We start from the raw sequence: 22,246 nt of genomic DNA on the forward strand, positions 1-22,246 counted from the left end.
CCCGGGCCGCCGCGCGCACCGCCGGGCGGCACGCCCGCAGGCGCTGCGCCGCCCGGCTCCTGCCCGCCAGCCTTGCCGCCCCCTTGCGCGTGCAGGCTGCCCATCAGCTGGTGCAGAAAGGCCCCCAGGGCCTGGCCCGCGTCGCTACTGCTGGCGCTATCAGACGCGGCCGCGTCGCGGCCGCCATCGCTGGCGTCCAGCGACACGCCGAGCGACGACAGGGCGCTGGCAATGGCGTCAAGAAAGGCGCCGTCGTCGGGTTTGTGCGGCCGCGTGCCCCCCACGTTGCTGCTGGTCTCGGCACTGCCGCCGCCGCTGCCGCGCTTGAAAGCGCTCAGCTGGCTGGCGGCGCTGCTGGTACTCAAGGCATTGATGCTCATGGCTTTTTCCTCTGAAATATGTCAAGTCGGGCTACGATTTAACGCGGCGCGCGCGGCTGGCCCGCACGCTCGGCGCGCCGCTGCTCCACCTGCAGGCGCTGCTCCGGCGTCAGCAGGGCCAGCAATTGCTGCTCCAGCCGCGCCTGCTGCAGGCTGATCTGCGCCATGGCTTGCGCCGCCGTGTTCGCCAAAACGCCGGCCCTGGCATCGTCGTAGGCGCTGGAAGCGGCCAGTTCACGCAGCTGCTCATGGGCCTTGAAGGCGATTTTGTGCTGCTCCCGCAGCAAGGGCGCCTGGGCATGGGCGGCGGCAAAGACCTTGTCCTGCTGCGCTTCGCTCAGCACGATGCCGTGCAGGAATGGCGGCAAGCCCGGTCCGCCGCCGGGGCCGTGGCCAAAAGCGGGCGGCGGAGTGCCGCGCGCGGGCGCCTGCTGGGCCACGGCCATCAGCGGCATGCTGCAGGCGCACAGCAGCAACAGGGATACGGCAATACTCAGGTGTTTCATGGGGCGATCCTTTCATGACGGTCAGACCCGATTGTCGGCGCCCGGCATGTAAAGCAACGTCAGGGCCGCGTAAAAGCGGGTAAAGGACTGTCAGCAGGCATGTGGCCGGCGCGATGTAAAAGCGGGTAAAAACGGCCTGAACAACCGTGTTTGACTGCTATCATCGGGCGATATCCACCGAAAAAAGCGCAGGCATGAGCAAGGTATTGTTAATAGACGACGATGTGGAACTGGTCGGCATGTTCCAGGAGTACCTGACGCAGGAAGGTTTCGACGCCAAGGCCGTGCATGACGGCGACAGCGGCGCGGCCGAAGCGCTGACGGGCCTGTACGCCATCGCCGTCCTCGACGTCATGATGCCGCGCATGAATGGCCTGGAAACCCTGCGCCGCATCCGCGCCGGCAGCAACCTGCCCATCCTGATGCTGACGGCGCGCGGCGACGACACGGACCGCATCGTCGGCCTGGAGCTGGGCGCCGACGACTACGTGACCAAGCCGTGCACGCCGCGCGAGCTGACGGCGCGCATCCGCGCCATCCTGCGCCGTTCGCAGGCGGCGCCGCCCGACGCGTCGGGCCTGGCGCCGCTGGCCGTGGGGCAACTGACGATGTGGCCGGAACAGCGGCGCGCCGCCTGGGCCGGCGCGCACCTGGAGCTGACGAGCACGGAATTCAACCTGCTGGAAGTGCTGGTGCGCCATGCGGGCAAGCCCGTGAGCAAGAATCAATTGTCCGAACTGGGTCTGGGCCGGCCCATGGCCCGCTTCGACCGCAATATCGACGTGCACTTGAGCAGCCTGCGCCGCAAGCTGGGCAGCCTGGCCGACGGCCGCTCCTGCCTGCAGACCGTGTACCGGCTCGGCTACCAGCTGATCAAGGAGTAAGCGTGGGCCGCTTGTTCTGGAAGTTTTTTCTGTGCATCATGCTGGCGCAAGTGACGGCCACCATCGGCATCGGCGGCACGTTCTGGCTGAAGAACCGGGCGGCCATGCAGGACCGCGCGCTCGACATCGACACCAGCCCGCCCGCGCAAATGATCATCGAAGCGGCCAGCGCCACCCTGGAAGCGGGCGGCAGCGTGGCCTTGCGGCAATTCCTGGGCAAGCTCGAACGCATGCGCGTGTTTGCCGTCGATGCGCGCGGGCACGAGTTGATGGGCCGCACTGTCCACCCCGCCATGCTGGCCAAGGCGCGCGCCATGCTGGTGGAGCAAAAACAGCCCCATCCCGTCGTGCGCACGGTCACCGGCAGCGACGGCCAGCGCTATCTGCTGTTCCTGCCCTCGTCCGAACGCTTCCGCAATGCCGAGGCGGGCGCCGCGCGCGACACCCTCAACGCCGTCAGCCTCAGCGGTCCGCGCGCCATGGGACCGGGACCACGCCCCAGGGAAGCGGGCGCGCCGCCGCCACGCGGCCAATTCGGCCGCGGCCAGCCACCGCGCATGGACACGCCCTACCGCACCTTCATCCCCCTCACGGCCGCCATCGCCGCCAGCCTGCTGTTCTCTTTCCTGCTGGCCTGGTATTTTGCGCGCCCCATCCGCGACCTGCGCCAGGCCTTCGAAGCGGCCTCGCATGGCGACCTGGCGCCGCGCTTTCACGCCAGCGGCAAGCGCGGCGACGAATTGACGGACCTGGGCCGCGATTTCGACCGCATGACGGGCCGTTTGCGCAATCTCATGGAGAGCCAGACGCGTTTGCTGCATGATGTGTCGCATGAACTGCGCTCGCCGCTGGCGCGCCTGCAGGCCGCCATCGGCCTGGCCCACCAGCAGCCCGAGAAGATGGACGCCTCGCTGGAACGCATCGAGCGCGAAAGCGAACGCATGGACAAGCTGATCGGCGAGCTGCTGACCTTGTCGCGGCTGGAAGCGGGCGCCGGCTCGCCCCTCAGCGAAGACGTCGGCATCGCCGACCTGCTGCACGACATCATGGAAGACGCCCGCTACGAAGCGAAGGCGCGCCAGGTGGCGATCGCCGTGACGGGCGATGCGGCCATCGCCGACGCCGCCGTCACGGGCCGGCCGGAACTGCTGGCGCGCGCCGTGGAAAACGTCGTGCGCAACGCCGTCAAGCACAGCCCCGACGGCGGCACGGTGGAAGTGGCCTTGTCGCGCTTGCACGACGGCAAGCAGGAACGGGCGCGCATCGCCGTGCTGGACCGGGGGCCAGGCGTGGCCATGGCCGACCTGGTCCGCATTTTCGAACCGTTCTTCCGCGCCAGCCATACCCAGCACAGCACGGATGGCCACGGCCTGGGCCTGGCCATCGCCCGGCACGTGATCGGCGCCCATGGCGGCAGCATCGCCGCGAGCCGGCGCGAAGGCGGCGGACTGTGCGTGACCATGCTGCTGCCCGTGAAAACGCCAGGCTGACCTTCCGGCGAGCCTGGCGCTAAGTAACCCCCAATAAATTATTGTGTTTTCTGACTTCCATAACCGGCGCTGTGCGGTGTTGCCTGCAGCTAGCAGTGCTCGCACTGCGTCGCTGCAGGCGCCTTGCACAGCATCCGGTTCTGTTCGTCATAAATTCACAATATTTTCCCGAGGATTACTTAGTGCCCGAGACCCTGTCAGGCCTGGGTATCGATGATGCTGCCCAGCGTGGACAAGCTGGACCTGGCCGGACCCGTCGCCGTATCGGCGCTGCCGGCCGGCGGCGCATCCTGCTGCGCCGCTGCCGCCTGTAACTGGGCAATTTGCGCCTGCAAGGCCTGGATCTGCTGCGCCAGCTGCTGCTGCAGCTTTTGCGACGCCTCCGTCTGCTCGCCCTTCTGCGACTCCGTCAACTGCTTTTGCGCCGCCGTGATCTGCTTTTGCAGCGCCGCGATCTGCGCGCTGCTGCCCGAACTGCCGCCAGTGGCCGCGCTGACCGCGCCGCCGGAACCGATTGCCGCTACCATGTTGCCTCCCTGATCATTCACTACCTTATTATCGGCGCGCAAGGTACTGCATTCAGGGCGGCAAGTGTAAAGGCGGGTAAAGGCGGGTAAAGGCGCATAAGGCGTAAAGGGCGGGAAAGATGCCGCGCACGCAATCCGATTGCACGTCAGCAAGAAAAACTGGCACACTGGCATGTCCTGCCCTGACCACGATCAATGATGATGATGCCCCTGCTGCCCGCCCTGCCCGAACTCGTCCTGCGCCAGCGCTGCGGCGTCATCGAGTTTCCCGTCCACCACATGCGCGGCGGCACCTCGACCGGGCTGGTGCTGCATGCGGCGGCCGTCCCGCCCGACCCGGCCCTGCGCGAGGAATTGCTGCGCCATCTGATGGGTGTGCCGCAATCCGGCCAGTTGCCCGGCAACCGGCAGATCACGGGCCTGGGACGGGGCGCGCCCACCAGCAACAAGGTCTTCCTCGCCGAAGTCGAGCAGCATGCGGGCCAGCCGCGCCTCGTCAGCACCCTGGCGCAGCTGGCGGGCGGCCATGCGGCCATCGACTGGAGCGTGAATTGCGGCAATATGTCGTCCGCCCTGCAATTGTGGGGGCTGGACTGCGGCGTGATCGAGGCGCTGGCCATCGGCGCGCACGCCATCGATATCCGCAACACCAACACGGGCGCCATCACCACCTCGCGCATGCGGCGCGAGCCGGACGGCAGCTTTACGGCCGCCGGCATTCCCGGCGTGCCCGGCAGTTTTCCCCGCGTGGACCTGTTCCTGCAGCAGCCCGTGGGCGCCAAGACGGGCAAATTATTGCCAACAGGGAATGTCCAGGATGTGGTGCACGGTTATGCGGTCTCTTGCGTGGACGTGGCCGTGCCCATGGTCATCGCGCCAGCTAGCCAGTTCGGCAAGACGGCGCAGGAAGCGATACGGGAACTGGAAGCGGACGCCGCCTTCATGGCCGCCATCCGCCAGGTGTGGAGCGCGGCGGGACTGCTGATGGGCTTGCGGGGCCGCGATGGCGAATTGATGACCCTGGAAGAGCTGGAACGCAGCGAAACCATCCCCAAATTCTGCATCGTGGGGCCTGCCGCGGGAGAGGGAAATATTGCTGTGCGATACTTTACGCCGCAGGCGGGCCACGCCTCGCTGGCCGTTTCGGGCGGCTGCCGCCTGGCGGCGGCCTGTTTGATCCCGGGCACGGTGGCGCACGGCCTGGCGCGCGGCGTCCAGCCTGTGGGCGAGGAAGACGCGGAGATCGCCGTGGACATAGCCAACCCGGCCGGCATCCTCGACACCACCATCGTGGCGCGCCGGCAGGCGGCGACCGGCGACGCTGGCGACACGCTGGCCATCGGCAGCGCGGCCTACCGGCGCAGCGCGCAAATCCTGCTGCGCGGCCACGTCCCCCTGTACCAGGCGTCCGCCGCGCTGAAAGCGTGGCTGCTGAAGCAGATCTGAGGCAGGGCTGGCGCCCCGCCCGTTCAACACGTCATCAGGTTTTTGGCAGGGTCACGCCGACCTGGCCCTGGTATTTGCCGCCGCGGTCCTTGTACGAGGTTTCGCACACTTCATCGGACTCGAAGAACAGCACTTGCGCCACGCCTTCGTTGGCGTAGATTTTCGCCGGCAACGGCGTCGTGTTGGAAAACTCCAGGGTCACATAGCCTTCCCATTCCGGTTCGAACGGGGTGACGTTGACGATGATGCCGCAGCGGGCATAGGTGCTCTTGCCCAGGCAAATCGTCAAGACGTTGCGGGGAATGCGGAAATACTCCACGGTACGGGCCAGCGCGAACGAGTTCGGCGGGATGATGCAATAGCCCTTGCCGGACACGTCGACGAAGTTGTTCGCGTCAAAATCCTTGGGGTCGACAATGGTGGTGTTAATGTTGGTAAACAGCTTGAACTCGTCGGCGCAGCGGATGTCATAGCCATAGCTGGAGGTGCCGTAGGAAACGATGCGGTTGCCGTCGCGTTCCTTGACCTGGCCCGGTTCGAACGGCTCGATCATGCCCGTTGTTTCCGCCATGCGGCGTATCCATTTATCGCTTTTAATCGTCATCGCAGGGGTATCTTTCTAGAATATCGAATGGCTGGGGCGGCGCGCCAGGCGCAGGCGCGGCCCGGATGGCAGGATTTTACGCGAAAATCCGCCGCTGTTGGCCCCCATCCCCTGAAAATCCTTGGCGGATGGCTATTGTTTCGCCAGCAATGCCGTGATCATCTCGCGCACCACCTGCGCCGTCAGTTCAGGGTTTTCCATGGGAAACAGATGGCCGCCCGGCACCTGGCGGAAAAACTTGCCGACCAGCTTGCGCGTGGCCCTCAGGCCCGCCTGCCGGCATTCCACCGATTCCGTGCCGCCGATAAAGCCGATGGGCACGGGAAAACCATCCTTGACGAGGCTGCCGATATGGTGCGGCAGGCTGCGGTAGACATCCGTCTCCACTTCGCGCGTAAAGCGCAGCTGCACCCCTTCCGGATGGGGCGCCAGGCCGCTGTCGATATAGTCGCGCAAGACCTGCGGCGCCCAGATGGCGAACATGTCCTTGGCCGCGAAGTGTTCATACGCGGCCTGCGCGTCGGGCCACAGCTTGCGCCGCCGGGCGGAAAACCGCGAGGGGGAAAACCGCTCACCCAGCGCCGTGTTGCGCGCCAGGCGCACCAGCAAGGCGCGCCAGCCGGCCACCACGGGCGAATCGAGCAGGACGACGCAGCGCGCCAGGTCGGGCCGCTGCTTGGCCACCATCACGCTGAGCATGCCGCCCAGCGAATGGCCGACGAGGATCACGGGCGCGCTGTAGCGGCGCTCCAGGTCATCGATATACTCGCGCACCAGCTCGGGCCAGCCCGTGCTGACGGGATACTCGGGGTCGTGCGCATGCATGTCGAGCGCCTGCACGGCGTAGTGCCGGCCCAGCAAGCCGAACAGCTTGCGGTAGGTGCCGGCAGGATAACTGTTGGCGTGGGCAAAGTGCAGCTGCGGGAGTGTCATCGTGGGGCTGTGCCGGTAAATGCGATGAACAATTGTAATGGCTTGCCGGCAAGACGAATCAGAGGAAGACCTCTAATTGCCGCCGCGCCCGGGCCACGCCGGGCACGAACGAGGCCAGCACCTCGCCCAGCTCGGCGTTGGAATCGACCACGCAAAAGGCGCCGTCGAACGCATGGTCGCGGTTCATGTGGTTGCGCACGATAATGCATTCCAGTCCCGCCGCATTGGCGGCCCGCAAGCCGCGCGGCGAGTCTTCCACGGCCACGCAATCGCCGGCGGCCAGGCCCAGGCGCTGCAAGCCCAGCTGGTAGCCGTCGGGCGCCGGCTTGCTGGCGCCGTACATCTCGCGCGTCAGCACGAAGTCAAAATGATTCAATAGGCCCGTGGCCGCATGGCTGATGCGGAAATGCTCTTCGTAGGCGCTGGTGACGACGCCCATGGCCACGTGCGGGCGCAGCGCCGCCAGCACCGGTGCGATGCCGGGCATGGCCAGCTGGCGCGCCTGGCGCAGCCGTGCGGCAAACAGTTGCTTGCGTTCGGCCCGCAGGCGCTCGACCAGCTCGATGCTGTGCCCCTGCCCCAGCAGCACATGCCAGGCGCCGTAGTTATTGTCCAGGAACCAGTCAAAGAATTGCTTAGGAGTCAATTCTATTCCGTAGGGCAAGAGCAAGTCGCGGTTCGCTTCATAAAACAGCTGCTCGGTATCGACCAGCACGCCATCATTGTCCCACAGCACGCCCTGGATGGTTTTCATGGCTTGTTGTCGTTCAGAAACTTACTTGAAGAAAATGTCGTAGGACAACTTCACGATCAGCAACACCAGCAGCACGAGGAAGAGGATGCGCACGAAGGCGGCGCCGCGGCGCACGGCGATCCAGGTACCCGTCAGCGCGCCCAGGATGTTGCACACGGCCATGGGCGCCGCCACCGCATACACGACGTGGCCGGCGGGAATGAAGAAAGCCAGCGCGGCCACATTGGTGGCGATATTCACCAGCTTCGAGCAGGCCGAGGCGAGGATGAAATCGAAGCCGAAGACGCGGATGAACAGGAAAATCAGAAAGCTGCCCGTGCCCGGTCCGAACAGGCCGTCATAAAAGCCGATGGCGCCGCCGATGACGATGGCCAGGATGCGCTCACGGGGGCCGATGGGGCGCGCTTCGCGCGTCGTGCCGAAATCCTTCTTGATGAAGGTGTAAATCGCCATGATGATGATCAACACCAGCACCATGGGGCGCACCACCTGCTGCGGCACGTAGGACACGGCGGCCGCGCCGATGAAGGACATGACGAAGGCGCTGGCCACGGCGGGCAGCACCAGCAGCCAGGGGATATGCACCTTGCCGACAAAGGAGCGGGCGGCAAACGTGGTGCCGCAGGCGGACGCCAGCTTGTTCGTGCCCAGCAAGGAGGTCGAGGCCATGTTCGGCATCAGGTTGAACAGGGCCGGCAGCTGTATCAGCCCGCCCCCGCCCACGGCGGCATCGATCAGGCCGGCAAAGAAGGCAAATAAACACAGCAGCGAAATGGTCAGCATGGCAGGCAATGGGGAATGGGCGACAGCGGCAGTATAGGCGCCAGTCACTTTTTCGGATGCAACTTCAAATTGCGGAAAACGCAATCTGGCGTAACGCTTGACGGAATGCGCCCCATGCGGTCTACTGGCCTCTTTTGCCGGGAGTCACCGATGTCGATGAAGCTGATGTGGGAAATCCGCGCCTTTTGCACCGTGGTGGAAAAGCGCAGCTTCATCCACGCGGCGCGCATGCTGGGACGCTCGCCGTCGGCCGTCACGCGCGCCATCCAGTTCCTCGAAGACGCCATCGGCGCCGAGCTGATCCTGCGCACGCAAAAGCAGTTCACCCTGACGACGGCCGGCGAAACCTATTACGCGTCGGCCAGGCACTTGCTGGAAACGCAGGCCGAGGCGGAAGAGCAATTGGCCGAGCTGAGCAACTCGCCGCAAGGCTGGGTGCGCCTCTCGGCGCCGGAAATCCTCTCGCTGGGCTTCTTGCCGAAAGTGGTGGCGCAATTCTCGCGCGACTACCCGAACGTCTCCGTGGACATCCATTTTTCGGACAAATCCATCGACCCCATCCAGGAAAAGCTCGACTTTGCCATCCGCGGCGCCTTTCCCCAGTCCAGCGAGCTGATCGGCTATCCCCTGTGGAACTACCGCCGCTACATGTACGCCTCGCCCGACTATATAGAACGCATGGGTGCCCCCGACGAACCGGAAGAGCTGGCCGGCCACGACATCGTCATGCACTCGGCCCCCCGCATCCTGCGCGACTGGCATTTCGTTTCCACCGAGCGCAACGTGCGCTACCAGGTGCAACCGCGCTTCCGTTTTACTTCCGGCATCGCCACCTTCCAGGCCGCCCTGGAAGGCGCCGGCATCGTGCGCCTGGCCAGCTGGCTGGCGGAACCAGCCGTGGCCAGCGGCACGCTGCGCCGCGTCTGCACGGCCTACCGGCTGACCTCGTCAAAGGAGCTCGATCCCAGCATCCACGCCGTATATGGCACGTCGAGGATGGCCAAGGGGGCAAGGCTGTTTCTGGAGTATGTCAAGAAACGGGGGATGGAGATACCGGATGAGCGTTTGGCTTGATACCAAGTATCAAGCCAAACCTTGCAAAAAGAGGTAAAAATTTCACCGTTGACGATAAATTAATATGAAATTTCGCAAAAGAAATATATTTCGGAATTTTCAACGACTTTATGGTTCGAACCAGTATCTCGGCCGGCTGGCCCGATACTGCGTTATCTCAATACCCTCCCCAAACGCCAGCACCACCGCCCCCGTCACATCCGTGCGCAGCCGCGCAATGCCCATGTCGCCATAGCGCGCATACACTTGCGGCTTCGGATGTTTGTAGCGGTTGCGGTGCCCGACCTGGAAAATCGCCAGGGCCGGATGGACGGCGTGCAGGAAGGCCGGTGTCGACGAGGTGCCGCTGCCGTGGTGCGGCGCCAGCAGCACGTCGGCCGCCAGCGCGCCATCGGCCGAACGGGCCAGCAGCTGCGCCTCCTGCGCCGCCTCGATATCGCCGGCCAGCAAGATGGCATGCTGGCCGGCCGTGATCTTCACGGTGCAGCTGCGGGCGTTCGGTTTCAAACTGATGTCCATGTGGCTGGCGGGCAACGGATGCAGCATGGCGAAATGCACGCCATCCCAGGTCCAGCTTTGACCGGTCACGCAATGCAGATACGGACGCCGGGCTTGCCGCCGGGCTTCGACGGCCGGGTGGCCATCGAACAGCGACGAAGCCAGCCAGCCCACTTGCACGTTCTCCAGCAGAGAGATAGCGCCGCCCGCGTGATCGAGGTCGCTGTGCGAAATGATCACGCCATCGAGCTTGCTGATGCCGCGCGCGCGCAGATACGGCACGATGACACGGCTGGCGCCGTCGGAATCGAGACTGTAGGCGGGGCCCGTGTCGTACAGCAGTCGGTGATCGCGGGTTTCCACCAGTACGGCCATGCCTTGCCCCACATCAAAGGCCGTGATCCACATCTGGCCCGGCGGCGGGCTGGACGGCAAGGCCGTCAGCAAGGGAAGCCAGCCCAGCATACCGCCCCAGCGGTGCGGCCATCCGCGTGGCGCCAGCAGCCAGGCCGTGCCGAACAGTGCCCAGCAAAAACTCCACAGCGGCGGCGCGGGCGCCGTCCACACGGCAAAGCGGCGCGCGCCGAGCCAGTCCAGCACCTGCGCCAGCATCTGCACGATGGCGTGCGCCAGCAGCAACAGGCCATCGGACAGGGGCGCCGGCAACAGGCTGCCCGCCAAAGACAGGGGCGTGACGACGAGGCTGATGACGGGGATGGCCAGCGCATTGGCCACGGGGGACACGAGCGAGACTTGCGAAAACAGCAGCATGCTCAAAGGCACCAGTCCCACCGTCACCACGTATTGCGTATGCGCGCCCAGCGCCACGGCCGCGCGCAAGCGGCGCCAGCGGCTGGCGCTCTCCGGCAACGGCGCCGCCGTGCGGCCCGCCGTCGCGTACAGGATGGTGGCGACGGCGCCGAACGACAACCAGAAGCCGGGCCACAGCACGGCCCAGGGATCGAGCAGCACGACCACGCCCAGCGCCAGGCACAGGATATGGACGATGCTGGTGATGCGCCCCAGCCACAGGGCCAGCGCCACCACCAGCAACATATATAAAGTGCGCTGCGCGGGCACGCCGAAGCCGGCCAGCAGCACGTACAGGAACGCCGCCAGCGCGCCGGCCAGCGCCGCCACCTTTTGCGCCGGCAGCAGCAAGGGCAGTTGCCGGTCCGTAAAGAACGAGCGCCGCCACAGGGCGCCCGCGCCCAAGGCGAACAAGCCCGCGATCATGGTGATGTGCAGGCCGGAAATCGAAATCAAGTGGCTCACGCCCGTGCGGTTGAACACTTGCCAGTCCGACTGGGGAATGGCGCGCTGGTCGCCCACCACCAGCGCCACGATCACGCCCGCATACGGCTTGCCTTCCAGGCTGCGCACGATGCGCGCGCGCAAGGCTGCGCGGCTCGCTTCCACCACATTGCCGAAGGCGGGCACGAAGGCGGCCAGGCGCACGTTCGGCGTATCGACACGCGGCTGCGGCCGCACATAGCCGGTGGCGCGCACGCCCTGCTCCAGCAGCCACGCCTCGTAATCGAAGCCCAGCGGGTTCGCGTTGCCATGCGGACGCTGCAGCCGCACCGTCAGCCGCCAGCGCTCGCCCGGCTGCACGTCGCCCACCGCGTTCGTCACTTCATCGCGAAAGCCCGCGTACCAGGACAGGGCGATCAAAGGCGGCACCTTCGCGCCAACTGCCTTCTCCACGGCAAAATTGAAGCGCACGCCCTGCTCGAAGCGGTACGGCAGGCTGGCGACGGTGCCGATGACGGTGATGTCCTGCCCCTCGTCGGCCAGCGCCAGCTGCGGCGCCATGGCGGCCTGGGCCAGCCAGGCGGCCCAGTAAAAGCCCAGTCCCACGCCAGCGCCAAGCGCGACAGCCGAGCGCCAGGCGGAACGCCAGCGCGCGCGGCAATGCGGCAACCATGCCACCAGCAGCGCCGCGCCTGCGATCATCCACAGCAGCGCGCCCGCATGCGGCGGCAAGCTGGCCTGCGTCTGCAGCCAGGCGGCGCCCGCGGCGAAACCGAGTATCTGAAGGCGCATGGGCAGGATCGTCGCTCGACGCGAAAGGGACTCTCTCGGCTACTGTGATCGCTTTCCGCTCCTTGCCCTCTGATCTGGCGCAAGGGTGGCGTGGACAAGAACGCTCAAGCACGCCATCCGGCGCCAGGGCGCCACGACTTGGCGGGCCTCGCATGACCCCACTGACAGCGGCAGAAAGCTATTTGCAGGACTTTCATCGCGCCAGCTTGGCGTACGAGCGCCGCGTTTGGCACGGGGTTGGAAGCCGGCTGAAGGGAATGACTCGATAGCCGTTTCGTAGAAGCGAAATTTGACGATATCGACGTGCCATGGACGCCCACGCTTGCCGAACCGTGGAGCGCCCTGGCGGACACCTGCGATATCGACCGCCTGGACGATGACGCCAGGCGGCGCGGCCCGTTCATGGAGACCGGAGCGCCGCTGCAAGCCGGTGACGGATTGATCGCCACCGGCTGGGGGCTAGGCGCCGTGCATGCGCATGCGGCCTGAACTGCCATCGGCGCCATGGCCTGCTGGCGTCAGCGGCAACAGGCTACGATAGTGGCTGCCGCGGCGCGCAGTATTGCTACCGTCAATTGCAGGATTGCTGGCATGCGGACCGCTCGGCGTTGCACTCTGCTTGAGCGGTACCGCCAGCGATGCAAGCCCGCCATTCGGCAGCGCAGGCGCTATAACAGCTGGCAAAGGCGGGCGTCGCAGTCACCGCCAGGCCGAGGCCTGACGCAAAAAGAAATGCAGCGAGTTTTTTATTCATGGAGGTCTCCCAAAATCGGACGGCTGATGAATCCCTGCGCGCGCCATCCTCTGACGCAGGGCCACATACACAGGTATGTCGGGTGGCATCGCGAGCTGGCCGTGCGTCAGCGCGAAATGGAAAATCCTGCGGCTGCCGGCGCATCCCGGAGCGCCTTCAAATCAAAGCCGTTCATATAAACGCGGTGTGCTCCAGCCGATAGCCAGAATAACGCCGCACGTCACCGTCAATTCCGGACCTTTAAAGACACGCCAGCATCTTTTCGCGAAATCTGAAGCCATGATCAGCTCATCATTATTTATTGTCAAGGCAATTCAATTCATGTCGCGCCATCGGATAATTTCTCCCGCAATGAAAAGCACGGGCGCCATACGCCAGCCATGCCGCTTTGCTCAATTTCAAATCAACAGTGCATGAATTGGCTGTCAGCCAGGCTGGCAGCGGTGGGCGCCATTGCAGCGCAGCAGTGGCACTCCTGGTTAGACGTGCGCAGGAGAGCCAGTCCAACTTTGCACCTGGGAAAACAATCCGCACACCATGCAAATATCATCGCCATGGAATAAATAGAAACTTACTCTTTGTTATTGCCAGCATCACGACCATTAAAATTTCACGATTAAATTAAACAGATAAAACAGACTTAATAAAAATACATTCACAAGCTTCCCAGCTGGATAGAAACACAGCAGGCAAAAAACGATAAACGCAAAACTGCCCGATATCGGTTTCCCATTTCGCGTTCAGGCAGCTTGATGCGCCGCACGGCGCAAGCGCCGCTGTCAATGCCAGCCAGTTGCTGGTCCGGCCCGGGGAATCATCGTTTTACAGATCAGCGCTCCAGCAACAGCCGCACCATGCTCCGGGGAAAAATCCGTGCACGGCGCACGGTATAATCGGCCTCGCTTATTTCCACACCCAGGCACGACATGACTTCCTCCGCACTTCCTCCCGACACTTCCACCGACCTTAGCGACAGCACCGAAGACAATAACGACGCCACCCTGGTCGCGGAACTGGGGGAGCTGGCCGAGCATGTCCGCCTGGTCAAGATGGAAGGCCGCGTCTTCGTGCGCTTTTCCGGCGCAGTCAAGGCGGGCCATCTGGTGGTGCCGTATGCGCTGGTGCCCGCACAGGGCGTGCTGGCGCGGCCGGCCAAGTGGCGCAAGATGGACCGCGAGACCAAGCTGGCCCTGGTGCGCGAGCGGGCCAGTGCGGCCGTCTTCGCGGAGCTGCGCCAGCACGTGATGGACTTCGTCGCCGATATCGCCGGCCTGAGCGAAGACGTCGACACGGACCCGATGGTCTTCCTGCACACGCTGGCCGACATGCAGACGTCGGAGCCGGCCGGCATGGTGTTCGACCGCATCCGCCAGCGCTTCCATCACGCCATCGAGCGCCAGCAGGAAGAGCAGCACGCGGCGCGCACGCGCCAGAGCATCAACCTGGCCGAGTATCCGGCCTCGTTCGAGATGGCGCGCCGCCTGCCGCGCCGCTTCATCGCCCTGCTGGGGCCCACGAACTCCGGCAAGACGCACCGCGCCATGGAAGCGCTGGTCAAGGCGAAAAGCGGCATCTACCTGGCGCCCTTGCGCCTGCTGGCCCTGGAAAACTACGAACGCCTGCAGGAAGCCGCGCCGCACGGCAAGCCGCTGGCCGTGAGCCTTGTCACGGGCGAGGAGCGCAGGGTCGTCGACGGCGCCACGCACGTGGCCAGCACGGTGGAAATGCTGGACACGAAAACCGTCGTCGAAGTGGCCGTCATCGATGAAATCCAGATGCTGGCAGACCCGGACCGGGGCGCCGCGTGGACGGCGGCCGTCTGCGGCGCGCCCGCCCACACCGTGTACCTGGTGGGGGCGCCGGAAGCGCGGCGCGCCATCGAGGCGCTGGCCGAGCGCCTGGACTGCCCGCTGGAAGTGCACGTCCTGAAACGCATGGCGCCCCTGTCGATGGAGCCGACGGCCGTGCGCAAGGTGCGCAACCTGCGCCGCGGCGACGCCGTCATCGCCTTTTCGCGCCGCGAAGTGCTGATGTGGCGCGACATGATCACGGAAACGGGATTGTCCGTGGCCACCGTCTACGGCAACCTGTCGCCCGAAGTGCGGCGCGCGCAGGCGCAGCGCTTCCGCGACGGCACGGCCGATATCGTCGTCGGCACGGACGCCCTGGCGATGGGCCTGAACATGCCGATCGCGCGCATCGTCATGACTACCTGCGTCAAGTACAACGGCCGCGAAGAGGAAGAGATTTCGGCCGCGCTGGCGCGCCAGATCGCCGGGCGCGCGGGCCGCTACGGCGTGCACGAGGAAGGCCTGGTGGCCGGCTACGACAACGAGACGCATGAAGTCATGCGCGCCCTGCTCAAGGAAAAGCTGCACCCGCTCAATACCAGCGGCTTCGCCGTGGCGCCCTCGCTCGAACACCTGCACCGCATTTCGTCGGTGACGGGCGAGCTGTCGCTTTCTAAACTGCTGCGCCGCTTCATCCACAATATCGACGTGCCGGACGGCTTCTTCTTCCCGCGCATCACGGAAGACCAGAAGGAGCGCGCCGTCTGGCTCGACACCCTGCCCCTGTCCGTGGCCGACAAATTTACCTTGTCGCTGGTGCCGATCTCGAGCAAGGTGCCGTCCCTGCAGACGGCGTGGGAGCACTGGGCGAAGAATCTGTCGCAGGGCAAGACCTCCACCTTGCGCCAGCACGCGTATGGCGGCGGCACGCAGAATCTGCAGCAGGTCGAAGACACCTGCCGCTACTATTCCGCGTATGCCTGGCTCAGCTACCGCCTGCCCGAATTCTTCCCCGATATCGCCGTGGCGCAGAACCTGTCGCGCGACGCCTCGGAACGGGTCGATGCCATTCTGCGCGCGCACAACGCGGCCTCGCGCGGACGGTCGAAGAAATTCAAATAGGCGTCAACTGACTGGCCAGAACCAGACCTCGCCGCAATCCCAGTAGCATTCGGTGCCGCACACCTTCACGCCGATGGACGGCAGCAGGATGTCGATATGCCCGCCCGCGCCGCCCAGGTAGCCGGGAATGCGGAAGAAGGCGACGACGCCCTGGCGCTGGCAGATGCCGGCGTTGGCCGCGTCGCGAGCGAATTTTTCGGGCGCGCCGAACATCGACGGACTGGCCAGCATGTGCGCCAGCCTGGCCTGTCCCGGTTCGATCAGCGCACCCTTGAACGGCCCCCTGCGAATCGCCATGCGCCCTTGCAGCCGGATGCCCGCCTTGATCAGGGCCAGGCTAACGCGGATGGCGCAGGTATTGGCAAAGCTGTCCTTGCCGATCAAATCGTCCCAGCCGATTTCGCCGAACAGGGCCGCCTGGTCGACGGCGGCCACGCTCGGGTAATGCTCGCGCAGCGTGATGAATGCAGGTTTCATGGCAGCCTCCCGTTGCTCCTGGTCGCCAGGGAGCATCAGGCCGATTGTAGGACGATGCGGCGGCCCCGCACTGAGCGAGGTCAAGCGTAGGTCGGCTTAGGCCAAAGGCCGCAGGCCGACGCCCCCCGTAATGCCAACCATGACGCCGGATCAGCGCCCGTTACGGCTTGCCCGGCGCCGCATAATGCAGCTTGAGCACCAGGCCATTATGGTCATCGGCCATGTAGATATCGCCGTCCTGGCCCTGCTTCACGTCGACGGGCGCGCCCCTGCCCTGCTTGCCCTTGCGCTCCCAGTTGCCGATCAACTCGACGGACTTGCCCAGCGGCGCGCCGGCCTTGTCGGGCAGCAGGGCCACCAGGCGGTGGCCGTTGCTGCGGTAGCCGTGGTAGCCGATGATCAGGCTGTTCCTGTACGGCTCCGGGAAGCGGCTGGCCGTGTAAAACGTCATGCCCAGCGGCGCGGCGTGGCCGGGCAGCAGCCGCTGCGGCGCCGCATATTGAGCGTCGCAAGCCGTCTTCGGATATTCGGGACTGGCGACATTGTCGTCGTAGCAGTACGGCCAGCCATAGTGCCGGTCGGCCTTGATCAGGTTCAGTTCTTCATGCGGCAGGTTCTCGTCGCTTTTCAGCTGCGGCATGGCCGCCTGGATGGCGTCGCGCGCATTTTCCGCCTGCCACAACTCGCCCGTGGCCGGATGGAAGGCCAGCGCCATCGAATTGCGCAAGCCGCGCGCGTGCGTGCGCCAGCTCGTCACCGTGCCTGCCGGCCAGGCCATCTTGTATTCGCGGATGGCGCCCAGCGCTTCCGGACCTTCCGCCGAAGGACAGGCCTTGGCCGGATCAGGCGCCTTGCCATCGTTCTCGCAATGGTCGGTGCTCGAGCCCACGTTCACATATAGGTCGCCCGTGGGGCCAAAGCGCATGTTCGTCAGCAGGTGCAAGCCGAGGCCCGGCAGGCGCGGCGTCTTCGCCGTGCCGCCGATGATGTCGGTGGTGGCGCGGGCCGGATCGCGCAGGTCGAAGCGGAAGATGCGTCCCACCTCGCCCACGTAGACCATGCCGTCCGGCCCCTGCACGATGCCGTTCGGGCGATCGAGCTTGTCGAGCAGCAGCTTGCGCTCGTAGCCGGCGCCGGCCGCCTTGCGCTGCAGCAGCCACAATTTGCCCTGCTTCGGCGTCCATCCCGCCATGTCCGTGACGAGAATGTCGCCATTCGTCAGCGGCAGCACGCCGCGGGGGAACTTCAGGCCGTCGGCCAGCACGGCCACGCAAAAGCCGGCCGGCGTGGTGACGTCGAGGCGCGGCATGCCGTCGCACTGGGCATTGACGGCCGCCAGGACGGGAGTGGCGGCGCTGGCCAGGCAGGCTGCCAGGGCGCCCGCAAGCATTTTCTTGTTCATGGTCTCATTCCATCAAGGGTAATCGGGGCATCACGGCGCGCACGTTGGCACTGGTGGCAGCCGCCACTTGCGCAATATCAAGGCCGCGCAGTTCGGCCAGCACGGCGCCGATGCGCGGCAATTCTTCAGGGCTGTTGCGGCCAGGGTGTATCCAGGCAGGGGAAATGTCGGGCGCGTCCGTCTCCAGCACGATGGCGTCCAGGGGCAATTCCGCGGCCAGGCGGCGTATCTGCAGCGCGCGCGTAAAGGTCATGGCGCCGCCGAAACCGAGCTTGAAACCCAGGTCGAGATAGCCTTGCGCCTGCTGGAAGCTGCCGTTGAACGCGTGCGCGATGCCGCCGTTCGGGCGGATCTGGCGCGCGTGCTTGAGGACGATGTCCTGCGAGCGGCGCACGTGGGCCAGCACGGGCAGGTCGAAGTCGCGGGCGATTTTCAGCTGCTCGCGCAAAAAATGCTCCTGCCTGGCGCGCATGGCCGGTTCGCACAGCATGGGAAGGAAGAAATCGAGGCCGATCTCGCCGATGGCCACAAAATTCGGGGCATGCATGGCCTGCGCCACGGCCTCGCGCAGGGCGAGCAAATCATCTTCCGTGGCCTGCGGCACGTAGATCGGGTGTATACCGAGCGCATAGCAGACGTTGGGCGCCGTTGCCGCCAGATCGCGCACGATGCTGAAATTGGCCCGTTCGACGGCGGGAACGACAATCATGCCCACGCCCTGCTGCTGCGCGCGCGCCGCCACCTGCAGCGATTCGCTGCCGAATTCATGCGCGTCGAGGTGGCAGTGCGTGTCGATCCACGGCATGGCTAGTCCCCCTAGTATTGGTACGGCTGCAGCCCTTCGTCCGTCAGGCGCAGCACGCGGTCGCAGCGCCTGGCCAGCTCGATATCGTGCGTGACAATGACGAAGGCCGTGCCCAGGGTGCGCGACAGTTCCAGCATCAGGTCGAAAATCTGTTCGGCCGTGGCGTGATCGAGGTTGCCCGTCGGTTCATCGGCCAGCACGCAGGCCGGCTGCGTGACGAGGGCGCGGGCCAGGGCCACGCGCTGGCGCTCGCCGCCCGACAATTCGCCCGGCGTGTGCGTGACGCGCTTGGCCAGGTTCACGCGCGCGAGGATCTGCTGCGCCAGCTCGGTGGCGGGCGCGCGCTTCATGCGCCGTATCATCAGCGGCATGGCGACGTTGTCGAGCGCGGAAAACTCGGGCAGCAGGTGGTGGAACTGGTAGACGAAGCCCAGCGAGGCGTTGCGCAAGTCGCCGCGCGCCTTTTCGCTGAGGGTGGCGAAATCCTTGCCCAGCAGGGTCACCTTGCCGCTGGTGGGCGTATCGAGGCCGCCCAGCAGGTGCAGCAGGGTCGATTTGCCGGAGCCGGAGGCGCCGACGATGGCGACGCGCTCGCCGCGGTGCACGTCGATATCGATGCCGGCCAGCACCTGCACCTTGTAGCTGCCCTGCGTGAAAGTCTTGCCCAGGCCACGGCAGCTAAGGACGGCGGAATCGGCGGCAGCGCCGTTGGCGGCAGGTTTGTTCAGATCGGTCATGGTCATAGTCAGTGGTTTATTCATAGCGCAGGGCTTCCGCAGGTTTGACGCGGGCGGCCCACCAGCTTGGGTACAGGGTCGCCAAGAAGGCGAGAATCACGGCCAGCACGCCGATCTTCGCGACGTCGGGCCAGCGCAGGTCGGACGGCACGGTGCTGATGAAGTAAATGTCCTTGGAGAGGAACTGCACGCCCAGCAGGTGCTCGATGAAGGGCACGATGACGTCGATGTTCATGGCCACCAGCACGCCGCCGCCCACGCCCAGGATCGTGCCCAGGATGCCCACCAGCGCGCCCTGGATCATGAAGATCTTCATGATGGAACGGGGCGAGGCGCCCAGGGTGCGCAAAATCGCGATATCGGCCTGCTTGTCCGTCACCGTCATCACCAGCGTCGACACGAGGTTGAAGGCCGCCACGGCGATGATCAGAGTCAGGATGATGAACATCATGCGTTTTTCCGTCTGCACGGCGGCGAACCAGTTGGCGTTCAGCTTGGACCAGTCGCGCAGCCACAGGTCGCCCGGCATGGTTTTCTTCAGTTCCGCCGCCACTTGCGGCGCCTGGTTCATGTCGGCCAGGCGCAAACGCAGGCCGGACGGGCCATCGAGGCGCAGCAGGCGCTGGCCGTCTTCGATATTGATGAAGGCCAGGCCGGCGTCGAATTCATTGTGGCCCGCCTGGAAGATGCCGCTGACGGTGAAGCTGCGCATGCGCGGCAGCACGCCGGCCGGCGTGACCTGGCCCTGGGCCAGCATCAGCGTGACTTTTTCGCCGAGGTTGACGCGCAAGGCGCGCGCCAGCTCGATGCCCAGCACGATATTGAAGGTGCCCGGCTGCAGGGCCTTGAAGCTGCCCATGCGCGTCTGCCCGGCCACGTCGGACACGTTCGGCTCCTCCTCGGGCAGCACGCCGCGCACGATGGCCGGGCGCAGCGCGTCGTCGCGCAGCAGCATGCCCTGCGTTTCCACAAACGGCGCGGCGCCCTTCACGGCCGGATTCTTGAAGGCTTGCGCCGCCTCCGCGCGCCAGTCGGGCATGCTGCCGCTGTTGTCGAACACTTCCACGTGGGCCAGCACGGACAGCATGCGGTCCGTCACTTCCTTCTGGAAGCCGTTCATCACGGACAGCACGACGATCAGCGCCGCCACGCCCAGGCCGATGCCGGCCATGGAAATGAGCGAGATGAAGGAGATAAAACTGTTGCGGCCACTGCGCTTGCCGGCCCGCGTGTAACGCAGGCCGACCAGCCATTCGAAGGGCAAATTCTTGAAAATACTCATTATTCAGGCGGTCTTTATCGTTTCTTGATGTGTTATTCGTAGCGCAGCGCCTCGGCCGGCTTGACTCTGGCGGCGCGCCAGCTCGGGTAGATGGTGGCCACCAGCGCCAGGCCAAAGGCGATCAGGCCGATCTGCGCCACGTCGAGCCAATGCACGTCCGACGGAACGGCGCTGATCTGGTAGATTTCCTTGGAAATGAAGTGCAGGCCGAAGATGCCTTCGATGAAGGGCACGATGACGCCCACGTTCAGCGCCAGCACGACGCCGCCGATCACGCCCAGGGCACTCCCCAGCAAGCCCACCAGCGCGCCCTGGATCATGAATATCTTCATGATGGAGAACGGCGAGGCGCCCAGGGTGCGCAAAATGGCGATGTCGGCCTGCTTGTCGGTCACCGACATGACCAAGGTCGAGACGAGGTTGAACGCGGCCACGGCGATGATCATGCTGAGGATGATGAACATCATGTTCTTCTGGCTTTGCACCAGCGCATACCAGCTGGCGCTGGCGCGCGACCAGTCGCGCATCCACAGCTGGCCCGGCATCGAGGCCTTCAGTTCGCGCGCCACCTGCGGCGCCTGGTTCATGTCGTGCAGGCGCAGACGCAGGCCGGACGGGCCGTCAAGCTGCAGCAGCTGCTGCGCGTCCTGCATGTTGACGAAGGCCAGGCTGGCGTCAAGTTCGTTATGACCTGCCTCAAAGATGCCCGATACCTTGAGCGCGCGCATGCGCGGCATGACGACGCCGTTGGCCGGATCGCCCGCCCTTGGCTCGCGCTCGAGCATCAGGGTGACGTTCTGCCCCACCTGCACGCCCAGCGCCCTGGCCAGATCGATGCCCAGCACGATGTTGTACGAGCCTGGCGTGAGATCCTTGAAACTGCCCTGTTTCATCTGGGCGGCCACGCTGGAGACGGTCGCTTCCTGCTGCGGCAGCACGCCGCGCACGACGGACGGACGCATGGTTTCGTCATTGAGCAGCATGCCCTGGGTTTCCACGAAGGGCGACACGGCTTTCACTTGCGGATTGGCGTAGGCGGCGCGCTCCTGCGCCTGCCAGTTCGGCATGGAGCCGCTGGTGTCGAACACCTCGACATGGGCCAGCACCGACATCAAACGGTCGGTGACCTCCTTCTGGAAGCCGTTCATGACGGAGAGGACGACGATCAGGGCGGCCACGCCCAGGCCGATGCCGGCCACGGAAATGAGGGAAATGAAGGAAATGAAGCTGTTGCGGCCACTGCGTTTCCCGGCGCGCGTATAGCGCACGCCGACCTGCCACTCAAAGGGAAATTGTTTGATGATGCTCATGCGCTCCCGCGACAACGATGATATGCGAGCGCGCAGTGTGCCACATAATGGGCATTTCATGCATCAACTCTGCGTGAAACAGCGCACCGCCGCCCTATTTTGCCTCCTGCGCCAGGCCGAAAGCGCGCAACAGCTGCCCCGCCAGCGCATATTGCCGCATCTGCGCCAGGGTCAGGCGATGCAGCTGGTCGATGCGCCGCTGCTGTATCGTGAAGTAGCTGTCGCGCGTCTGGATGACCTGCTGCAGGTTGCGCCGGCCCGCCTCGTACTGGATGGTCCCGCCGCGCACGACGAAGGCCATCTTCCTTTCCTGCTCGTCGAGCAGGGCCAGGGTGCGCTGCGCATTGGCGATGCGCGGCAGCATGCTGGCCAGGTCGGCGCGCGTGCCCTGCTCGGCGCGCGCCACGTCCGCCTCGGCCGCCTGGGCGCGGCTGATGCTCTCGTCGCGCTGCGCCAGGCTACCGCCGCCGAGCGGGATTTCCCAGCTCACGCCCACAGACCAGCCCCGCTGCTGGATGGTCGACGGCGGCGGCGTGGTCTTGTTATTGAGCAGATGGCTGACGTTCAGGTCCACTTTTGGCGCCAGGGTGGCCGCCACGCCGCGCACGCGCAGCCGCGCCGCGGCCGCCCGCTCGCGCGCGG

Annotated in this window: 21 protein-coding genes and 1 pseudogene; 6 read left to right on the forward strand and 16 right to left on the reverse strand. The window is 65.4% G+C overall.

The window, feature by feature from the left end:
* Both CBW50_RS25825 and CBW50_RS25830 read right to left on the reverse strand, forming a co-directional pair.
* Positions 1-380, reverse strand: a pseudogene (locus CBW50_RS25825) (hypothetical protein); the annotation flags it as partial.
* 38 nt (positions 381-418) lie between these two features.
* Positions 419-886: a Spy/CpxP family protein refolding chaperone gene (locus CBW50_RS25830; RefSeq protein WP_086148167.1), complete on the reverse strand. Its 468-nt coding sequence runs from the start codon at positions 884-886 to the stop codon at positions 419-421.
* Between the two features lie 194 nt (positions 887-1,080).
* Here CBW50_RS25830 and CBW50_RS25835 point away from each other — a divergent pair, with 194 nt between their 5' ends.
* Entirely contained in the window at positions 1,081-1,770 is a 690-nt protein-coding gene (locus tag CBW50_RS25835) for a response regulator transcription factor (RefSeq protein WP_086148168.1), read from the forward strand.
* Positions 1,771-1,772: 2 nt separating this feature from the next.
* Positions 1,773-3,260, forward strand: a complete 1,488-nt coding sequence (locus CBW50_RS25840) for an ATP-binding protein (protein ID WP_086148169.1) — start codon at positions 1,773-1,775, stop codon at positions 3,258-3,260.
* A 197-nt stretch (positions 3,261-3,457) separates the two neighbouring features.
* On the opposite strand, the gene CBW50_RS25845 is transcribed toward CBW50_RS25840, so the two are convergent.
* Positions 3,458-3,787 (reverse strand): FlxA-like family protein, encoded by a 330-nt coding sequence (locus tag CBW50_RS25845; RefSeq protein ID WP_172404890.1) that lies wholly within the window; start codon positions 3,785-3,787, stop codon positions 3,458-3,460.
* Positions 3,788-3,982: 195 nt separating this feature from the next.
* Here CBW50_RS25845 and CBW50_RS25850 point away from each other — a divergent pair, with 195 nt between their 5' ends.
* Entirely contained in the window at positions 3,983-5,233 is a 1,251-nt protein-coding gene (locus CBW50_RS25850; RefSeq protein WP_253251999.1) for a PrpF domain-containing protein, read from the forward strand.
* Positions 5,234-5,267: 34 nt separating this feature from the next.
* On the opposite strand, the gene dcd is transcribed toward CBW50_RS25850, so the two are convergent.
* The 4 genes from dcd to CBW50_RS25870 all read right to left on the reverse strand — a co-directional run bounded on the left by dcd (position 5,268) and on the right by CBW50_RS25870 (position 8,307).
* Positions 5,268-5,837: a dCTP deaminase gene (gene dcd, locus CBW50_RS25855; protein ID WP_034755486.1), complete on the reverse strand. Its 570-nt coding sequence runs from the start codon at positions 5,835-5,837 to the stop codon at positions 5,268-5,270.
* A 132-nt stretch (positions 5,838-5,969) separates the two neighbouring features.
* Positions 5,970-6,770, reverse strand: coding sequence for an alpha/beta hydrolase (locus CBW50_RS25860; protein ID WP_086148171.1), 801 nt, complete (start codon positions 6,768-6,770; stop codon positions 5,970-5,972).
* 58 nt (positions 6,771-6,828) lie between these two features.
* Positions 6,829-7,524, reverse strand: a complete 696-nt coding sequence (locus CBW50_RS25865) for an HAD family phosphatase (protein WP_086148172.1) — start codon at positions 7,522-7,524, stop codon at positions 6,829-6,831.
* A 21-nt stretch (positions 7,525-7,545) separates the two neighbouring features.
* Positions 7,546-8,307, reverse strand: coding sequence for a TSUP family transporter (locus CBW50_RS25870; RefSeq protein ID WP_034756294.1), 762 nt, complete (start codon positions 8,305-8,307; stop codon positions 7,546-7,548).
* Between the two features lie 150 nt (positions 8,308-8,457).
* Here CBW50_RS25870 and CBW50_RS25875 point away from each other — a divergent pair, with 150 nt between their 5' ends.
* Positions 8,458-9,381, forward strand: a complete 924-nt coding sequence (locus CBW50_RS25875; protein ID WP_086148173.1) for a LysR family transcriptional regulator — start codon at positions 8,458-8,460, stop codon at positions 9,379-9,381.
* Positions 9,382-9,489: 108 nt separating this feature from the next.
* Here CBW50_RS25875 and CBW50_RS25880 read toward each other — a convergent pair whose 3' ends face one another.
* Positions 9,490-11,925 carry a DNA internalization-related competence protein ComEC/Rec2 gene (locus CBW50_RS25880; protein ID WP_086148174.1) on the reverse strand — a complete coding sequence of 812 codons (2,436 nt, stop codon included), beginning with the start codon at positions 11,923-11,925 and terminating at the stop codon, positions 9,490-9,492.
* 303 nt (positions 11,926-12,228) lie between these two features.
* On the opposite strand from CBW50_RS25880, the gene CBW50_RS25885 reads away from it, so the two are divergent.
* Positions 12,229-12,414 (forward strand): hypothetical protein, encoded by a 186-nt coding sequence (locus tag CBW50_RS25885; protein ID WP_086148175.1) that lies wholly within the window; start codon positions 12,229-12,231, stop codon positions 12,412-12,414.
* Between the two features lie 82 nt (positions 12,415-12,496).
* Here CBW50_RS25885 and CBW50_RS29150 read toward each other — a convergent pair whose 3' ends face one another.
* Positions 12,497-12,679, reverse strand: a complete 183-nt coding sequence (locus CBW50_RS29150) for a hypothetical protein (RefSeq protein WP_139842643.1) — start codon at positions 12,677-12,679, stop codon at positions 12,497-12,499.
* Positions 12,680-13,605: 926 nt separating this feature from the next.
* Here CBW50_RS29150 and CBW50_RS25890 point away from each other — a divergent pair.
* A complete protein-coding gene (locus tag CBW50_RS25890) occupies positions 13,606-15,591 on the forward strand; it encodes a helicase-related protein (RefSeq protein ID WP_086148176.1) in 1,986 nt (661 codons plus the stop codon).
* Positions 15,592-15,594: 3 nt separating this feature from the next.
* On the opposite strand, the gene CBW50_RS25895 is transcribed toward CBW50_RS25890, so the two are convergent.
* The 7 genes from CBW50_RS25895 to CBW50_RS25925 form a co-directional block, all read right to left on the reverse strand.
* Positions 15,595-16,068 carry a T6SS effector amidase Tae4 family protein gene (locus CBW50_RS25895; protein ID WP_172404891.1) on the reverse strand — a complete coding sequence of 158 codons (474 nt, stop codon included), beginning with the start codon at positions 16,066-16,068 and terminating at the stop codon, positions 15,595-15,597.
* A gap of 160 nt (positions 16,069-16,228) precedes the next feature.
* Positions 16,229-17,470, reverse strand: a complete 1,242-nt coding sequence (locus tag CBW50_RS25900; protein ID WP_086148178.1) for a sorbosone dehydrogenase family protein — start codon at positions 17,468-17,470, stop codon at positions 16,229-16,231.
* Between the two features lie 4 nt (positions 17,471-17,474).
* A complete protein-coding gene (locus tag CBW50_RS25905) occupies positions 17,475-18,275 on the reverse strand; it encodes a TatD family hydrolase (protein WP_086148179.1) in 801 nt (266 codons plus the stop codon).
* A gap of 11 nt (positions 18,276-18,286) precedes the next feature.
* Complete coding sequence (lolD, locus tag CBW50_RS25910; RefSeq protein WP_086148183.1) at positions 18,287-19,012, reverse strand: lipoprotein-releasing ABC transporter ATP-binding protein LolD; 726 nt, start codon at positions 19,010-19,012, stop codon at positions 18,287-18,289.
* Positions 19,013-19,028: 16 nt separating this feature from the next.
* Positions 19,029-20,294: a lipoprotein-releasing ABC transporter permease subunit gene (locus CBW50_RS25915; RefSeq protein WP_086148180.1), complete on the reverse strand. Its 1,266-nt coding sequence runs from the start codon at positions 20,292-20,294 to the stop codon at positions 19,029-19,031.
* 32 nt (positions 20,295-20,326) lie between these two features.
* Positions 20,327-21,604: a lipoprotein-releasing ABC transporter permease subunit gene (locus CBW50_RS25920; protein WP_086148181.1), complete on the reverse strand. Its 1,278-nt coding sequence runs from the start codon at positions 21,602-21,604 to the stop codon at positions 20,327-20,329.
* A 94-nt stretch (positions 21,605-21,698) separates the two neighbouring features.
* Positions 21,699-22,246: TolC family protein (locus tag CBW50_RS25925; protein WP_139842645.1), on the reverse strand; the 548-nt coding region annotated here is incomplete at its 5' end.

It is taken from the genome of Janthinobacterium sp. GW458P, from assembly GCF_002127585.1.
In the GTDB taxonomy this organism is placed as follows: domain Bacteria; phylum Pseudomonadota; class Gammaproteobacteria; order Burkholderiales; family Burkholderiaceae_D; genus Janthinobacterium.

Bases quoted from the DNA above. Each gene is read 5' to 3' on its own strand.
- CBW50_RS25830 (WP_086148167.1), bottom strand. From the start codon at position 886: ATGAAACACCTGAGTATTGCCGTATCCCTGTTGCTGCTGTGCGCCTGC.
- CBW50_RS25835 (WP_086148168.1), top strand. From the start codon at position 1,081: ATGAGCAAGGTATTGTTAATAGACGACGATGTGGAACTGGTCGGCATG.
- CBW50_RS25845 (WP_172404890.1), bottom strand. From the start codon at position 3,787: ATGGTAGCGGCAATCGGTTCCGGCGGCGCGGTCAGCGCGGCCACTGGC.
- CBW50_RS25850 (WP_253251999.1), top strand. From the start codon at position 3,983: ATGATGATGATGCCCCTGCTGCCCGCCCTGCCCGAACTCGTCCTGCGC.
- dcd (WP_034755486.1), bottom strand. From the start codon at position 5,837: ATGACGATTAAAAGCGATAAATGGATACGCCGCATGGCGGAAACAACG.
- CBW50_RS25860 (WP_086148171.1), bottom strand. From the start codon at position 6,770: ATGACACTCCCGCAGCTGCACTTTGCCCACGCCAACAGTTATCCTGCC.
- CBW50_RS25865 (WP_086148172.1), bottom strand. From the start codon at position 7,524: ATGAAAACCATCCAGGGCGTGCTGTGGGACAATGATGGCGTGCTGGTC.
- CBW50_RS25870 (WP_034756294.1), bottom strand. From the start codon at position 8,307: ATGCTGACCATTTCGCTGCTGTGTTTATTTGCCTTCTTTGCCGGCCTG.
- CBW50_RS25875 (WP_086148173.1), top strand. From the start codon at position 8,458: ATGTCGATGAAGCTGATGTGGGAAATCCGCGCCTTTTGCACCGTGGTG.
- CBW50_RS25880 (WP_086148174.1), bottom strand. From the start codon at position 11,925: ATGCGCCTTCAGATACTCGGTTTCGCCGCGGGCGCCGCCTGGCTGCAG.
- CBW50_RS29150 (WP_139842643.1), bottom strand. From the start codon at position 12,679: ATGAATAAAAAACTCGCTGCATTTCTTTTTGCGTCAGGCCTCGGCCTG.
- CBW50_RS25890 (WP_086148176.1), top strand. From the start codon at position 13,606: ATGACTTCCTCCGCACTTCCTCCCGACACTTCCACCGACCTTAGCGAC.
- CBW50_RS25895 (WP_172404891.1), bottom strand. From the start codon at position 16,068: ATGAAACCTGCATTCATCACGCTGCGCGAGCATTACCCGAGCGTGGCC.
- CBW50_RS25900 (WP_086148178.1), bottom strand. From the start codon at position 17,470: ATGAACAAGAAAATGCTTGCGGGCGCCCTGGCAGCCTGCCTGGCCAGC.
- CBW50_RS25905 (WP_086148179.1), bottom strand. From the start codon at position 18,275: ATGCCGTGGATCGACACGCACTGCCACCTCGACGCGCATGAATTCGGC.
- lolD (WP_086148183.1), bottom strand. From the start codon at position 19,012: ATGACCGATCTGAACAAACCTGCCGCCAACGGCGCTGCCGCCGATTCC.
- CBW50_RS25915 (WP_086148180.1), bottom strand. From the start codon at position 20,294: ATGAGTATTTTCAAGAATTTGCCCTTCGAATGGCTGGTCGGCCTGCGT.
- CBW50_RS25920 (WP_086148181.1), bottom strand. From the start codon at position 21,604: ATGAGCATCATCAAACAATTTCCCTTTGAGTGGCAGGTCGGCGTGCGC.